Genomic DNA, 15061 nt, shown 5'->3' with positions numbered 1-15061 from the left:
ACTCAGCCCAAAACATTCACCGCCCGTGCGATCACGAGTCCAGCGACGGACAACGCAACCATCGCCTGCACGGTCATCAGCAGCTTGGCCCACCGAGCCAATGGCATGGTGTCAGTCGGCGAGAACGCCAACACGTTGGTGAAGCTCAGGTACAGATAGTCGACGAATGTCGGGCGCCAATTCGGTTTGGCCACATCCGGACTCGCCATCTGCGGGAACATGAAATCTGGGTAGGGGCGCTCACCGGCGTGTCGGGCGAACGGCCCGCCACGGTCGAGTTCCCAGTAGAGGATGCCGAACACGATGATGTTCGTGACGAAGATGGCCGCTCCACTGCCAAGGAGAACCGCCGCGTCGTTGCTGACTCTGCCGGTGATGATGCTGATGTCGAGCACAATTGCCGACAGCGTGTTGTCGATGGCGATCGCCGTCAACAGCATCCACGCTGAGCACCTTCCGAGCAGCGTCCGACGGCGCATCACAAACGGATTGATGCCCAGGAGCACGACCAGTAGCAGAACTTCTAGCACCAACAGCGGCCAACGCGGCAGCAGGGTATAGCCCTTCGGAATCCACAGTTGCAGTGCCATGGCTGTCAGAATTGCGACGACGACGGGCAGCACGCTTTCGGGGTTCGTTGGACCCGACCAGGATGGGAATTGGTGCTTCGGGGGTTCGGGGGTGGTGTCCATCAGGCAAGTGTGTGCGCCACGATGGAGGTATGGAATCGCGACACGTCAGTACTTGGATCGGCGTTGGGCCCGAGGCCGTCTACGAATTCGCGGCGGACCCGCAGACCTGGCCGCGGTGGGCGGCGGGGCTGGCCGCCGGCGAGCTCCGGCAGAGCCCGCAGGGCTGGGTCGCCGATTCGCCGATGGGCACCGTGACAGTCGAGTTCGCCCCGCCGAATCCGTTCGGGGTGCTGGACCACGTGGTACGGATGCCGTCGGGGGAGCAGGTGTACAACCCGTTTCGGGTCGTCCCCGCCGGGGTGGGTGAGGCGGCATGTGAGGTGGTGTTCTCTGTGCGGCGGCGCCCGGGCATGACCGATGAAGACTTCGCAGGTGATGTCGCCGCGGTCGCAGCGGACCTGGCCACCCTGAAGAGTCTGGTTGAGGCGTAGTCGGTTCCCCCGACCGGGGGACACGTGAATTCCCCCGGTGTGGCGGCCGATCGGCGGACAGACCGGACAGCCTGGCCACGGCATTCTTTAGTCACGCCGGCAAACCGGCACGAAGCCCTAAAGCAGGAGCACGGAAATGACCACCAACATCAACTCCCGGATCGCCCGATTCATCGCACTGCCGATCATGTCGGCCGGCATCATCGGCGCAGCCGGCCTGGGTATGGCGGGGATGGCCAACGCGGCCACCTCGACCGCACCGAGCGGCCCGGGCTACTCGTACGCGCCCGTCGTCAAGGCCCACCCCGCGCCTGCGCACCACCTGCACGGTGTGGCGCGCGTCGAGGCCAAGGTCCCGGGCTATCACCGCTGATCCAGATACGAGTCAGACCCTCCCTTCGGGGAGGGCCTGATTTGTCAGCAGGTCAGTCAGTCGATTGGAAGGCACCGAGGCCCAGCCACACCACGGTGCCTGCGGCCGCTGCGGCCAGCACCGCCGGTGCAGCGCTTGCCGTTGCGACGGCAACGATGACGAGCACTATTGCCGCCACAGCCAGGGCGAGCACCTTGTACACCGGCCAGGGGACTCCGGCGATGCTCACTTGGTCGCGCACGGTCATAGTTTGACGATAGCTCGTAAGCGAGTTTTCGGGCAACCGAAACGCCGGATGAGGTGACTCACTTTTTCTAGTCGGCCTAAGCTGTCTGACATGCCACTTTCCGGAGAATACGAGGCCAGTCCGTGGGATTGGGTCCGCGACCACGCCGACAAGATCATGCAAACAGGCAGCACCGAGGGCATCGAGATGAAGGACAAGCCCCTCATCCTGCTGACCACGGTCGGCGCGAAGACCGGCAAGATCCGGAAAACCCCGCTCATGCGGGTCGAACACGATGGCCAGTACGCGGTTGTCGCATCGTTGGGCGGTGCGCCGAAGAACCCGGTCTGGTACTTCAACGTCAAGGCGCACCCACGCGTCGAACTGCAGGACGGCGCCGTGACGAGGGATTACGAGGCTCGCGAGGTCTTCGGCGACGAAAAGGCGCTCTGGTGGGAGCGCGCGGTCGAGGCGTGGCCCGACTATGCGGAGTACCAAACCAAGACCGACCGGCAGATCCCGGTGTTCGTGTTGACGCCGGTTGGCTAACGGGTCCATTTCGGAGAACGGCTAGGTAGGTGGCACCATTGATCGGTGTCCGCCGAACTGAGTCAGGATTCCCGAAGGACGCCGCTGATCAATCCGATTTCGGCGGCCGACATCGATGCGGCCGCTCAGCGCATCTCCGATGTGGTCCTGCGGAGCCCGCTGCAGTTCAGCGAGCGACTGTCGGAGGCCACCGGCGCGAACGTCTACCTGAAGCGCGAAGATCAGCAGGCGGTGCGGTCGTACAAGTTGCGTGGCGCCCACAACCTTCTCATGCAGCTGTCGGCCGAGGAGATCGCTGCCGGTGTCGTGTGCTCGTCGGCGGGCAACCACGCGCAGGGCTTCGCGATGGCCTGCCGCTCGATGGGTATCCGCGGCCGGGTCTATGTGCCGGGTAACACGCCCAAGCAGAAGCGAGATCGCATCCGATATCACGGGCGCGAGTTCATCGAGCTGATCGTGACGGGCCATACCTACGACGAGGCCGCGGCAGCGGCGCTGGACGACATCGCGCGCTCCGGAGCAACGCTGGTCCCGCCGTACGACGATCTGCGCACGATGGCGGGGCAAGGCACGATCGCCACCGAGATTCTCGACCAGCTCGACGACGAACCGGATCTGGTCATCGTTCCGGTCGGCGGCGGCGGCTGCATCGCCGGCATCACCACCTATCTGGCCGAACGCACCAGGAACACGTCGGTGCTCGGCGTCGAGCCGGCAGGTGCGGCGTCGATGATCGCCGCCCTGGCCGCCGGGCAGCCGGTGACCCTCGAGCATGTCGACCAGTTCGTGGACGGCGCGGCGGTGAACCGGGCGGGCACGCTGACCTACGCGGTCCTGGCCGCGGCGGGAGACATGGTTTCGATCACCACCGCCGACGAGGGCGCAATCTGCACCGCAATGCTCGACCTCTATCAGAACGAGGGCATCATCGTCGAGCCCGCGGGCGCGCTGTCCGTGGCCGCCCTGCTCGAGGCGCGGCTGGAGCCCGGATCGACTGTGGTGTGCGTGATCTCGGGAGGCAACAACGACGTGTCCCGCTACGGCGAGGTGCTGGAACGCTCGCTGGTGCACCTCGGGCTCAAGCACTACTTCCTGGTCGACTTCCCGCAGGAGCCGGGTGCGTTGCGGCGGTTCCTCGACACGGTGCTCGGCCCCAACGACGACATCACGCTATTCGAATACGTCAAGCGCAACAACCGCGAAACCGGTGAGGCGCTGGTGGGTATCGAACTCGGTTCGGCCACCGACTTCGACGGTCTCCTCGAGCGGATGAAGGCGTCCGATATTCACGTCGAAACGTTGGAGCCCGGCTCGCCTGCGTATCGCTACCTGCTCTAGGAACGACGAAGGATCGCGAACGATCGAGCGGGCAACCACGTCGAATTCGCGTCGACGGCCGCCGGCTCATCCCACGCCAGCACCACCTCGCCGGCGATGGGAACTTCGACGGCCTCGGCCCCGAGGTTGCACGCTATGGCCAGCGACCCGCGCTGCATCACGATCCACCGCCGATCCTCGTCGTAGTCGACCTGCATGTTGTCCAACCACGGATCGGCAAGGTCGGGTTCGTTGTGCCGCAACGAGATCAGCTGCCGGTACACGTGACGCAGCCGGCCGTGTTCGCCCTCGTCGATCTCTTGCCACTTCAGCTTGGAACGTTCGTAGGTGGCGAGGTCCTGAGGATCGGGGATCTCATCTGCATCCCACCCGTGCTCGGCGAACTCGCGTTTGCGACCCTCGGCGGTGGCTCTGGCCAATTCCGGCTCGGGGTGTGAGGTGAAGAATTGGAAAGGCGACGACGAGCCCCATTCCTCACCCATGAAAAGCATTCCGGTGTAGGGAGATCCGAGTACAAGCGCAGCCTTGACCGCCAGCTGGCCGAAGGTGAGGTTCTGCGAGGGGCGATCGCCGCACGCCCGATTACCCACCTGATCATGGGTCAGCGTGTAGGCGAGCAGCCGGGTCGCCGGAATCGTCGCCGTATCCAGCGGGCGGCCATGTCGCCGGTGCCGGAACGACGAGTACGTGCCTGCGTGGAAGTACCCGTGCCGCAACGTCTGCGCCAGCGTTTCCACCGAACCGAAATCCGAGTAGTAGCCCTGCTGTTCGCCCGAGACGGCGGCGTGGATGGCGTGGTGGATGTCGTCGTCCCACTGTGCGGTCATGCCCAAGCCACCGTGGTCGCGCGGGGTGATCAGTCGAGGATCGTTGAGGTCGCTTTCGGCGATCAGTGACAGTGGCCGGCCCAACTCCTCAGCCAGCGCGTCGGTTTCGGCGGACAGCTCCTCGAGAATGTGAATGGCCGTGGTGTCGACGAGGGCGTGTACGGCGTCGAGGCGCAGACCGTCGGCGTGGAAGTCGCGCATCCAGCGCAATGCGCAGTCCAGGATGTAGGTCCGCACTTCGTCGGCGTCCGGCCCGCTGATGTTGATCGACTCGCCCCACGGGTTGCTGCCTGAGGAAAGGTAGGGACCGAACCGCGGCAGGTAATTCCCCGACGGCCCGAGGTGGTTGAACACCGCGTCGATCAGCACACCGAGTCCGCGCCCGTGGCATGCGTCGATGAAGCGAACCAGCGCGTCGGGCCCGCCGTACGGTTCGTGCACCGCGTACCACAGCACGCCGTCGTAGCCCCAGCCGTGCGTTCCGCCGAAGGCGTTCACGGGCATGACTTCGACGAACTCGACGCCGAGATCCACCAGATAGTCCAGCTTCTCGATCGCCGAATCGAACGTCGCGCCCGGCGTGAACGTCCCGATGTGGAGTTCGTAAATCACCCTGCCTTCGATCGATGCGCCGGCCCAGTCACCGTCGGTCCATGCGCTGGGGTCGGGCTGCCAGAGCGCCGATCGGGCATGTACACCATCGGGCTGACGTGGGGACCGCGGATCCGGCAGGACTGTCGGGTCGTCGTCGAGGACGAAACCGTAGCGTGCCCCGGTGCCGGCGTCGACGTCAGCACGCCACCACCCGTCGGCCGATCCGGTCATCTCGTGCAGGGTGCCGTCCACGTCGACCCGAACCCGCTCGGGAATGGGCGCCCACACCGTGAATTCAGCCATCGCTGCGCTCCAGCAGGGCAACGGGCAGTTCCGCGAACAACTCGACGGCGAGCACCCTGCCGCTGAATCGCGCTCCCGAGATGCGATCGGTCCACTGCCCGCCGGGCAACTCCAATGCGGTGTCGTCCCAACCGGTTTCCGACAGCTGCACCGTGTGCCGGCTGACGGCGGTCAGCACGTCGTCGCCGCGAAGAAATCCCACCAGATGGTCGGCTGCTGGGCCGTCGGCCCGCACCGGTGTGTAGCCACCGTCGCTGAAGCTGGCGGCGCGCTGCCGCCGCAGCTGCAACGCCGCGGCCACGACCCGAATCTTCGGATGCCGCAACACCTGCAGTGCGTGCGCACGCGTTGTGTAGTCCACCGGCCGGCGATTGTCGGGGTCGACGAGGCTGTCCTCCCACAACTCGGTGCCCTGATAGATGTCCGGAACGCCGGGCGCGGTGAGTGCGATCAGCTTCTGGCCAAGGGCGTCGCTGCGCGCATGCAGGTCAATGCGTGCCACCAGCGACGTCATCTCGGCACCGACGGGGCCGTCCAGTACGGCGTCGATCCAGGTGTGAACCGCGGACTCGAAATCGTCGTTCGGCTCGTTCCAGGTGGTGTGCGTCCCGGCCTCCCTGATGGCCTTCTCTGCGTAGGCGTGCAGCCGTTCGCGTAACTCGGCGCCGATGGTGCCGTCGACGGGCCACACTCCGAACATGTTCTGCAGCAAGAACAGTCCCGTCGCGGCATCCGGTGGTGGGGTGGCCAGCGCCCACTTCCCGGCCAGCTCCGCCCACAGCGCCGGTACCTGCGACAGCACTCCGATGCGCGCGCGCACATCCTCGCCGCGCTTGGTGTCGTGGGTCGTCAAGGCGACCATGGCGTGCGGCCACATCTGCGCGCGCACCGCGGCACGCTGATGGAACTCGGCGACGCTGACACCGAAGCGCTGCGGTTCGCCACCGACCTCGTTCAGCGAGACCAGCCGCGCGTCGCGATAGAACAGGCAGTCCTCCATCGACTTCGCCGTCGCCGCACCACACAGTTGCTGCAGCCGCACGTCGGTCTCGGTGCTGAGGGCCAGGGCGGACGCGATGATAGCGAAAGCGGGTGCAAGCTCGGGCCGTTCGGCGGCGGCATCGGCGAAGGCGATCGGCAGTACCAGCGACAGCCCGCGATAGTCGGAGCGGTAGACCTCGATGTGACTGAGCAGCGTCGCCACGGCGATGGGTACATCGGGGTGGTCGGCGCCGGTCGCGGCCGTGATCGTGCGGCACAGCCGCGCCAGTTCGCTCTTGAGCGTGTCGGTGACGGCCTGGACCTTGAGCTCGGCGGCCAGTGCGGGGATCGAGCGGTAGGCCTGCCCAGCGGAGTCGAAGAGACCGGTCAGGGCGCCCGCTCCGGCGGGGTCGACGAATATGCCGCCGATTTCGCGCAGCGCGTCGTAGCCGGTGGTGCCGTCGACAGGCAACGTGGGTTCCAGCGGTTCGTCGACGGCGAGGATCTTCTCGACGACGATCCATGCCTGCGGTCCGACGAGTTCGCGCAGCCATCCGAGATAACCTGCGGGATTGGATAATCCGTCGGGGTGGTCGATCCGGATACCGTCGACAAGCCCTTCGTCGAACCAGCGCTTGACCTCGGCGTGCGTCGCGTCGAAGACGGCGCGGTCCTCCTGACGCAGGCCGGCCAGCGACGTGATGGAGAAGAAGCGCCGATACCCGCAGATGCCGTTGCGCCAGCCGATCGCTCGGTAGTGCGTGCTGTCGGCGGGGAAGCCCGGCGGCGGGTCGTCGCCGTCCTCGCCCAGCACCGGCAGCACGATGCGGCCCTCGGGATCCAGGTCCCAGTCGATGTCGAAGTAGGAGGAGTACGGCGAATCACGGCCGCGCGTCAGCACATCCAGCCACCACTGGTTCTGCTGCGGATCGTCCACGCCGACGTGATTGGGGACGATGTCGATGACGAGCCCGATGCCGCGCGACCGTGCCGCCGCCGACAATCGGGCCAAACCGTCAGCACCACCGAGCGCGGCCGAGACGGTCAGTGGGTCGGTGACGTCGTAGCCGTGTGTCGAACCTTCGGCGGCGGTGAGGATCGGCGACAGATAGAGGTGGGAAACGCCGAGCGCCTCGAAGTAGTCGAGGTGATTCTCCGCATCGGCGAATGTGAAACAGTCACCGCGCATTTGGAGTCGGTACGTAGAGAGTGGATGCATGAGCTACGCGGTCTTACGGAGCACCAGCAGCGACCGCGCGGCGAGTGTCAGTCGCTCGCCTGCAGCAACGACGAGGTCGGTGTCGCCCTTGGGGTCGGCGGTGTCGATGTCCGCGGTCCACTCGGCGGCATAGCCGAGATCGGGCGCGACGAACTCCACCGGCTTGCTGTGTGCGTTGAAGCAGAGCAGGAACGAGTCGTCGACCACGCGTTCGCCCCGTTCGCTGGGCGCCGTGATCGCTTCACCGTTGAGGAACACGGCCACGCACTTGTCCAGGCCCGAACCCCAGTCCTGCGGTGTCATCTCGCTGCCCGCCGGAGTCAGCCATGCGATGTCGCGAACCTGGTCGCCGCTGCGGATCGGCGTGCCCTCGAAGAAGCGTCGCCGCCGGAACACCGGGTGCCGCTTGCGCAGCTTGCTCACCCTGCGGGTGAAGGTGAGCAGGTCGGCGTTCTTCTCGCAGAGCGACCAGTCCATCCACGAGATCTCCGAGTCCTGGCAATAGGCGTTGTTGTTGCCTCGCTGTGTGCGTCCGATCTCGTCGCCGTGGGAGATCATCGGGGTGCCCTGCGACAGCATCAACGTGCCCATGATGTTGCGCATCTGCTTACCCCGCAGCGCGAGGATCTCGGGATCGTCGGTGGGGCCCTCCACACCGCAGTTCCACGACCTGTTGTGGCTTTCGCCGTCGCGGTTGTCCTCGCCGTTGGCCTCGTTGTGTTTCTCGTTATAGGACACCAGGTCCGCGAGCGGGAAACCGTCGTGGCAGGTGACGAAGTTGATGCTCGCGCCGGGACGCCGACCGGTCGCCTCATAGAGGTCCGACGACCCGGTCAGCCGCGAAGCGAATTCGCCGAGGGTTGCGGGCTCGCCCCGCCAGTAATCGCGCACAGTGTCGCGATACTTCCCATTCCACTCGGTCCACAAACCAGGAAAATTGCCGACCTGGTAGCCGCCCTCGCCGACATCCCACGGTTCGGCGATCAGCTTGACCTGACTGATCACCGGGTCCTGCTGGATGATGTCGAAGAACGCACTCAGCCTGTCGACTTCGAAAAATTCCCGGGCCAGCGCGGATGCCAGGTCGAACCGGAATCCGTCGACGTGCATCTCCAGCACCCAGTACCGCAGCGAGTCCATGATCAACTGCAGGGTGTGCGGATGCCGTGGGTTGAGGCTGTTACCGGTGCCCGTGAAGTCGCGGTACAGCCGCTTGTCGTCGTCCATCAGCCGGTAGTACGCGGCGTTGTCGATCCCTCGGAAGTTGACCGTCGGCCCGAGGTGGTTTCCCTCGGCGGTGTGGTTGTAGACGACGTCGAGGATCACCTCGATGCCGGCCTCGTGGAAGGTCCGCACCATCGCCTTGAACTCTGCAACGGCACCACCGGCGTGCTTGTTGGCCGCGTATTCATAATGTGGCGCGAGAAATCCGAAGGTGTTGTAGCCCCAGTAATTTCGTAGTCCGAGGTCGAGCAGCCGATGGTCGTGCATGAACTGGTGTACCGGCATGAGTTCGATCGCCGTGACGTTGAGCGACTTGAGGTGGTCGATGATCACCGGGTGCGCGAGTCCCGCGTACGTCCCCCGCATCTCCTCGGGGACGCCGGGATGGGTTTGCGTCATGCCTTTGACGTGCGCCTCGTAGATGACCGTCTGGTGGTACGGCGTTCGCGGCGCGCGGTCGGATGCCCAGTCGAAGTAGGGGTTGATCACGACACTGGTCATGGTGTGGCCCAGCGAGTCGACCATCGGCGGCGTCCCGCCGCTCGCCGGGTCGTCGGCGTTCAAGTCATAGGAGAACAGCGCCTGGCTGAAATCGAAGGCACCGTGGAACGACTTTCCGTACGGATCGAGTAGCAGCTTGCTCGGGTCACAGCGATGCCCCGACGCCGGCTCCCATGGTCCGTACACCCGGAACCCGTAACGCTGCCCGGGGGTCACGGTGGGCAGGTAGCAGTGCCAAACGTAGCCGTCTACCTCTTCGAGGTCGATGCGCTCCTCACTGCCGTCCTTGCCGATCAGGCACAACTCGACCCTTTCGGCGATTTCCGAGAACAGCGAGAAGTTCGTCCCCGCACCGTCGTAGGTGGCGCCGAGGGGGTACGTGGTACCCGGCCAGACGGTTGGTACCGAGGCCGGAGCGCCGGATGTCATCAGTCGACCCACCAACCGGTGGCGGCCGCGATCTGGCGTCCGAGTTCGGTGGTCATCGTGCGCATGTAGGTCGTCGAGATGTGGTGGGCATCGTGATACAGCAACACATTTCCCTCGACTGCGCGACAGATGTCCTCACGGCACACGGCGTCGCTCATGTCCAGCGGCTTGAGCAATGGGAACCGCGCGACGAAGTCGAGGGTGGGGTTGTGGGGCGACAGAACGTCGGACCGTTTGACGCCGCAGGAGATGGCGTTACCGCCGTCGGCCAGGCAGTCGGCGGGGAAGTACGGCTGGCCGTTGCGTACCAGCCAGGGGGTATCGCGCATCCCCAGAATCGGAATGTTGTTGTCGGACAGCGTCTGCCAGATTCCAAGGTATGTGGCAGGCATCACGTCGCCCGGTTTGATGTTCCACGGTCGCGTCGCGGTGGTGAACACGTAGTCCGGGCGGTCGGCGATAATCTTGTCCATCACCCGCTCGTTCCACTGGTGACACTTGGGGTACGGACGGTTGTCTCCCATGACCAGCGGGACTTCCTCCGTGGTCAGCGGGCAGCCCATCTTCAGGTAGGTGACAACCTTGAAATTGTGCATCCGACCGAGCAGGTCGAGGGCGGTGATCCAGTGTTCGGCGTGGGAACCGCCCGCAAGTGCGATCGTGCGGGTCGCGGAGTCATCGCCGTAGTTGCAGGTGATGACACCGACGTTGTCGAAGTCGCTGATGCAACCGTCCTCGGTGGTGCGGGGCAGGTCGTTTCTGGCCTCGAGCACCGTCGGGCGCATCGGCAGCTTCGGGACCTTGGCGTTGTTGATGAGTGCGCGGGCACCGGGATAGTCGCGCGACGAAAGTCCGGTCAGCTCTTTGCCTGTCGAGCGTTCGATGGTGACGTGCTCGCGCCAGGTGAACGACGTCGCGGTCAACGCCACCGCCAACAGGACGACCACCGACCCGAGGGCCATCGTCGGCCTCCGCAGCCGGGCGCGCAGCGGGACCGTTGGAGCTGACGCGGCCGGTGCGCGATAGCGCAGCGGGTTCTCGACGTACTTCGTCGTCAGCCACGCCAGCACACCGGACACCACCAGGATGACCGCGCCCTCGACGAAGTTGACGCGCGTATGTCCGAGGTAGGACAGATAGAAGATCAGCAGCGGCCAGTGCCACAGGTAGAGCGAGTACGCCATCGCACCCAGCGCGACGAACGGCGCGGTGGCCAGCAGGCGGTTGGGGGCGGGCATGCGACCGTCGGTGTGCGGGTCGGCCACCCGGTTCGCCGCGGACAGGATGAACAGCATGGTCGCGCCGACCGGCACGAGCGCCCAGGGACCGGGGAACTCGTGCACTCCGTCGATCAGGGCGCCGCACGCGAGGATCGCGGCCAGCGCGATCACCGCAGCCGTCGTGCGCAGCCACATCGGCCAGCGGAGGTTCGTCACCAGTGCACCGACCAATGCGCCCAGCAGCAGCTCCCACGCGCGGGCGAAGCTGTTGTAGTACGCGGTGGCCTGATCGGCGTTGTGGGCGAAGATCGCGTACACGAACGACGCGATGGTCAAGGCGCTCAGCAACGCGATGAACGCGATCCGCATATGGCGGCCGAAGATGCGGCGAAACAACAAGGCGCAGCCGAAGATCAGCGCGAGGAAGGCAATGTAGAACTGGCCTTGCACCGACATCGACCAGATGTGCTGCAGCGGACTCACGGCTTCACCGGCACGGAGGTAATCCGATGCGGTGCTCGCCAATTCCCAGTTCTGGTAGTAACCCAGGCTTGCCAGACTCTGGTCTGCGAAGGTCTCCCAACGGGTTTCGGGCTGAATGAGAATTGTCAGGACCGCGGCGGCAGCAAGGACAACCACGAGTGCGGGCAGCAGCCTGCGAACCAGTCGGGTGACTTCGGGCATCGGCCACAACGACGCGCCGGGCGTCATGGCGGTGCGCAGCAGGCGTCCACCGAAGAAGAAGCCCGACAGCGCCAGGAAGACGTCGACACCACCGGAGACGCGGCCGAACCATACGTGGAAAACCGCGACGAGCAGGATCGCGACGCCGCGGAGGCCGTCGAGGTCGTGCCGGTAGCTTTCCGACGCGCGCGCCGGCCTTGTCGCGGTGGCTTCGCGTGACGGTGGTCCCGGGTCGGTGGCGGGCGCCGGCCGGGCAGGGGCGAGGGTCATCATGGTCGACGGATAATCTACCGAAGGTGGCAGCACTGACGCCCGCCGAGATCAGCGCGATCGACGCCGCCCACGTCTGGCATCCGTACAGCACGATCGGCGCCTCGGCTGATCCGAAGGCGCCGCCCCCGCTGGTCGCGGTGAGTGCCCGCGGGGCCTGGCTGACCCTGCACCGCGACGGGCAGGAGCTGCGGGTCCTCGACGCGATGGCGTCCTGGTGGACCGCGATCCACGGACACGGACACCCGACGCTGGACGCGGCGATCACCAGGCAGTTGGCGACCATGAACCACGTCATGTTCGGCGGTCTGACCCACGAGCCCGCGGCGCGGCTTGCGCAGCTGCTGGTCCAACTGACACCCGACGGGCTGGACGCCGTGTTCTTCAGCGACTCCGGGTCCGTCTCGGTGGAGGTCGCCGTCAAGATGGCGCTGCAGTACTGGCGCAGCACCGGACGCTGGGACAAACACCGGTTGATGACGTGGCGTGGCGGCTATCACGGCGACACGTTCACCCCGATGAGCGTGTGCGATCCCGATGGCGGCATGCATGAGCTGTGGAGCGACGTGCTCGCCCCACAGGTGTTCGCACCGCCGGTACCCACCGGGTACGACGCGGCCTACATTGCGGACTTCGAAGAACTACTGGCCGAGCACGCGCACGAGCTCGCCGCGGTGATCGTGGAACCGGTAGTGCAGGGTGCCGGCGGAATGCGGTTTCACGATCCGCGCTATCTGGCCGACCTGCGCGAGATCTGCACCCGCCATGAGGTGCTGCTGATCTTCGACGAGATCGCAACCGGATTCGGGCGCACCGGCGAGCTTTTCGCCGCGGACCACGCCGCGGTGACCCCCGACATCATGTGCGTGGGTAAGGCGCTCACGGGCGGCTATCTGACGCTGGCCGCGACGCTGTGCACGAATGACATCGCGCAGACCATCAGCGCCAGCGCCGCGGGCGCGTTGATGCACGGCCCGACGTTCATGGCCAACGCGCTGGCGTGCGCGGTCTCGGTGGCCTCGGTCGAGTTGTTGCTCGCCGGGGACTGGCGTGCGTCGGTGCGCGCTATCGAATCCGGCCTGCGCGACGGCCTGTCGGCCGCGGAGTCGATGCCGGGAGTGGCAGACGTGCGGGTGCTGGGCGCCATCGGCGTCATCGAGATGGAACAGACCGTCGACCTGCGGATCGCGACACCGGCCGCGCTGGACCACGGGGTGTGGCTGCGGCCGTTCCGCAATCTGGTCTACGTGATGCCGCCCTACATCTGTACGCCCGAGGAGATCGCACAGATCACCTCGGCGATGGTCGGCGTCGCGCGTGCACTAACCTGAACGGTGTTCAATTGCCGGCACCGCCGGCGTGTTCAATTGCCGGCTCTAGGAGACCCTTCAGTGACCCGCACAGGTCTTTCACCGCTGGCGTGGCTCGACGAGGTCGAGCAGCAGCGCCGTGCCGCGGGTTTGCGCCGATCGCTGCGCACGCGTCCACCTGTCGGAGCCGAACTGGACCTGGCCTCCAACGACTACCTCGGCCTTTCACAGCATCCCGATGTCATCGACGGTAGCGTGACCGCGCTGCGGACCTGGGGTGCCGGATCGACCGGATCACGCCTGGTCACCGGCAACACCCAGATCCACGAGGGCTTCGAGTCGGCGCTCGCCGAATTCGTCGGCGCCGAAGCCGCGCTGGTGTTCTCGTCGGGGTACACCGCGAACCTGGGCGCCGTGGTGTCACTGTCCGGGGCCGGGTCGCTACTGGTCTCGGACGCCCTGACGCACGCGTCCCTGGTCGACGCGTGCCGGCTGTCGCGCGCCCGGGTCGTGGTGACCCCGCACCGTGACGTCGCGGCCGTCGAGGCGGCACTGGCTGCCCGTGACGAGGAACGCGCGGTCGTGGTGACCGATGCGGTGTTCTCTGCGGACGGCGTGGTCGCCCCTTTGCGGGCGCTGCACGACGTATGCCGTCGGCACGGCGCACTCCTGGTCGTCGACGAGGCCCACGCACTGGGGGTGCGGGGGACCGGGGGTCGCGGTCTGGTGCACGAGATCGGTTTGGCCGGTGCGCCGGACGTGGTGCTGACGACGACGATGTCCAAGGCGCTGGGAAGTCAGGGCGGCGTGGTGCTGGGCCCCGCCGCGGTGCGCGACCACCTGATCGACGCCGCACGGCCGTTCATCTTCGACACCGGGTTGGCGCCCGCGGCGGTGGGAGCGGCGTGGGCGGCGCTAGACGTCCTGATCGCCGAGCCCTGGCGCGCGCAGGCGGTACTGGATCACGCGGCGGCACTTGCCGCGGTGAGCGGTGTCGCCGAACCGCCCGAGTCGGCGGTGGTGTCGGTGATCCTCGGTGAGCCCGAGGTGGCGCTGGCCGCCGCTGTCGCGTGTCTGGACCGCGGTGTCCGGGTGGGCTGCTTCCGGCCGCCCACCGTCGCACCGGGCACCTCGCGGCTGCGGCTGACGGCCCGCGCGTCGCTCTCCGGTGACGAGATGGCTCTGGCGCGTGAGGTTCTCACCGACGTTCTCTCTGCGGGCGCGTGAGCACTCTCGTCGTCACCGGGACCGATACCGGCGTCGGCAAGACGATCGCAACGGCCGCCCTGGCGTGTTGCGCGCGGCTGGCGGGCATCGAAGTCGCGGTGTGCAAACCCGTACAGACCGGCAGCCCCGCTGATGACGACCTCGCTGATGTCGCGCGGCTTTCCGGTGTGACCGATCTGCGTGGCTCGTGGCGATACCCGGAGCCGCTCGCCCCGGTCGCGGCCGCACAACGAGCGGGCCTGGCGTTGCCGACGCGCAGCGAACTGGTCGGGTCGGTGCGCGAGGCGGACGCGAAGCTGGTGTTGTTGGAGGGGGCCGGCGGTCTGCTCGTCGAGCTGGGCCAGGACGGGGTGACGCTGCGTGACGTGGCGGCGGACCTGGCCGCGCCGGTGCTCGTCGTGGTCGCCGCGGGTCTTGGCACGTTGAACCACACCGCGTTGACATTGGAAGCTCTTGCTTCCCAACGGGTTTCGTGCGCCGGACTGGTGATCGGCGCGTGGCCGTCTGACCCGGGTACGGCCGAGCAGGGCAATCGCGAGGCGCTGAGCAGGCTGGCGCCGCTCCGTGCGGTACTGCCCGCGGGCCTCGGTGCCGCGAGTCCCGCCGAGTTCGAGGCGGTCTGCTCGTCGGTGTTCGATCCCGACTGGATCGCGAGTCTCTAGG

General features: G+C 66.5%; 13 protein-coding genes. 7 read left to right on the top strand and 6 right to left on the bottom strand.

The window, feature by feature from the left end; translation table 11 throughout:
• Positions 1 to 2: 2 nt before the first annotated feature.
• Positions 3 to 692: a hypothetical protein gene (locus tag G6N36_RS05645; protein WP_163685599.1), complete on the bottom strand. Its 690-nt coding sequence runs from the start codon at positions 690 to 692 to the stop codon at positions 3 to 5.
• A gap of 29 nt (positions 693 to 721) precedes the next feature.
• Here G6N36_RS05645 and G6N36_RS05640 point away from each other — a divergent pair, with 29 nt between their 5' ends.
• Positions 722 to 1123, top strand: a complete 402-nt coding sequence (locus tag G6N36_RS05640) for an SRPBCC family protein (protein ID WP_163685598.1) — start codon at positions 722 to 724, stop codon at positions 1121 to 1123.
• A gap of 136 nt (positions 1124 to 1259) precedes the next feature.
• Positions 1260 to 1496: a hypothetical protein gene (locus G6N36_RS05635; RefSeq protein WP_163685597.1), complete on the top strand. Its 237-nt coding sequence runs from the start codon at positions 1260 to 1262 to the stop codon at positions 1494 to 1496.
• Between the two features lie 52 nt (positions 1497 to 1548).
• Here the strand turns inward: G6N36_RS05635 and G6N36_RS05630 are convergent, their stop codons facing one another.
• Complete coding sequence (locus G6N36_RS05630; RefSeq protein WP_083123357.1) at positions 1549 to 1743, bottom strand: hypothetical protein; 195 nt, start codon at positions 1741 to 1743, stop codon at positions 1549 to 1551.
• 90 nt (positions 1744 to 1833) lie between these two features.
• Here G6N36_RS05630 and G6N36_RS05625 point away from each other — a divergent pair, with 90 nt between their 5' ends.
• On the top strand, positions 1834 to 2271 hold the full coding sequence (locus G6N36_RS05625) for a nitroreductase family deazaflavin-dependent oxidoreductase (RefSeq protein ID WP_163685596.1): 438 nt from the start codon (positions 1834 to 1836) through the stop codon (positions 2269 to 2271).
• A gap of 45 nt (positions 2272 to 2316) precedes the next feature.
• Positions 2317 to 3609, top strand: coding sequence for a threonine ammonia-lyase IlvA (gene ilvA / locus G6N36_RS05620; protein ID WP_163685595.1), 1293 nt, complete (start codon positions 2317 to 2319; stop codon positions 3607 to 3609).
• Here the strand turns inward: ilvA and treZ are convergent.
• From treZ to G6N36_RS05600, 4 genes are read right to left on the bottom strand one after another with little or no spacing between them, the layout of a single operon-like run.
• Positions 3606 to 5333 (bottom strand): malto-oligosyltrehalose trehalohydrolase, encoded by a 1728-nt coding sequence (treZ, locus tag G6N36_RS05615; protein ID WP_163685594.1) that lies wholly within the window; start codon positions 5331 to 5333, stop codon positions 3606 to 3608. The two genes, ilvA and treZ, sit on opposite strands and share 4 nt — an antisense overlap.
• Positions 5326 to 7533 carry a malto-oligosyltrehalose synthase gene (gene treY, locus G6N36_RS05610; RefSeq protein ID WP_163685593.1) on the bottom strand — a complete coding sequence of 736 codons (2208 nt, stop codon included), beginning with the start codon at positions 7531 to 7533 and terminating at the stop codon, positions 5326 to 5328. Before treY ends, treZ begins: the two co-directional genes overlap by 8 nt.
• 3 nt (positions 7534 to 7536) lie before the next feature.
• Positions 7537 to 9687, bottom strand: coding sequence for a glycogen debranching protein GlgX (gene glgX / locus G6N36_RS05605; RefSeq protein WP_163685592.1), 2151 nt, complete (start codon positions 9685 to 9687; stop codon positions 7537 to 7539).
• On the bottom strand, positions 9687 to 11864 hold the full coding sequence (locus G6N36_RS05600; protein WP_163685591.1) for an acetyltransferase SucT: 2178 nt from the start codon (positions 11862 to 11864) through the stop codon (positions 9687 to 9689). Before G6N36_RS05600 ends, glgX begins: the two co-directional genes overlap by 1 nt.
• Before the next feature lie 23 nt (positions 11865 to 11887).
• On the opposite strand from G6N36_RS05600, the gene G6N36_RS05595 reads away from it, so the two are divergent.
• From G6N36_RS05595 to bioD, 3 genes are read left to right on the top strand one after another with little or no spacing between them, the layout of a single operon-like run.
• Positions 11888 to 13192, top strand: a complete 1305-nt coding sequence (locus G6N36_RS05595) for an adenosylmethionine--8-amino-7-oxononanoate transaminase (protein WP_163685590.1) — start codon at positions 11888 to 11890, stop codon at positions 13190 to 13192.
• A gap of 60 nt (positions 13193 to 13252) precedes the next feature.
• On the top strand, positions 13253 to 14398 hold the full coding sequence (locus G6N36_RS05590; RefSeq protein WP_163685589.1) for an 8-amino-7-oxononanoate synthase: 1146 nt from the start codon (positions 13253 to 13255) through the stop codon (positions 14396 to 14398).
• Complete coding sequence (gene bioD / locus G6N36_RS05585; RefSeq protein WP_163685588.1) at positions 14395 to 15060, top strand: dethiobiotin synthase; 666 nt, start codon at positions 14395 to 14397, stop codon at positions 15058 to 15060. Before G6N36_RS05590 ends, bioD begins: the two co-directional genes overlap by 4 nt.
• The last annotated feature ends 1 nt before the right edge of the window (position 15061 follow it).

This window comes from Mycolicibacterium gadium (genome assembly GCF_010728925.1).
Taxonomy (GTDB): Bacteria; Actinomycetota; Actinomycetes; order Mycobacteriales; family Mycobacteriaceae; genus Mycobacterium; species Mycobacterium gadium.
This window is presented reverse-complemented; position numbering and strand designations above follow the sequence as displayed.

What these genes read in the sequence shown, in the direction of transcription:
- G6N36_RS05645 (WP_163685599.1), bottom strand. Translation starts at nt 692, where the DNA reads ATGGACACCACCCCCGAACCCCCGAAGCACCAATTCCCATCCTGGTCG.
- G6N36_RS05640 (WP_163685598.1), top strand. Translation starts at nt 722, where the DNA reads ATGGAATCGCGACACGTCAGTACTTGGATCGGCGTTGGGCCCGAGGCC.
- G6N36_RS05635 (WP_163685597.1), top strand. Translation starts at nt 1,260, where the DNA reads ATGACCACCAACATCAACTCCCGGATCGCCCGATTCATCGCACTGCCG.
- G6N36_RS05630 (WP_083123357.1), bottom strand. Translation starts at nt 1,743, where the DNA reads ATGACCGTGCGCGACCAAGTGAGCATCGCCGGAGTCCCCTGGCCGGTG.
- G6N36_RS05625 (WP_163685596.1), top strand. Translation starts at nt 1,834, where the DNA reads ATGCCACTTTCCGGAGAATACGAGGCCAGTCCGTGGGATTGGGTCCGC.
- treZ (WP_163685594.1), bottom strand. Translation starts at nt 5,333, where the DNA reads ATGGCTGAATTCACGGTGTGGGCGCCCATTCCCGAGCGGGTTCGGGTC.
- treY (WP_163685593.1), bottom strand. Translation starts at nt 7,533, where the DNA reads ATGCATCCACTCTCTACGTACCGACTCCAAATGCGCGGTGACTGTTTC.
- glgX (WP_163685592.1), bottom strand. Translation starts at nt 9,687, where the DNA reads ATGACATCCGGCGCTCCGGCCTCGGTACCAACCGTCTGGCCGGGTACC.
- G6N36_RS05600 (WP_163685591.1), bottom strand. Translation starts at nt 11,864, where the DNA reads ATGATGACCCTCGCCCCTGCCCGGCCGGCGCCCGCCACCGACCCGGGA.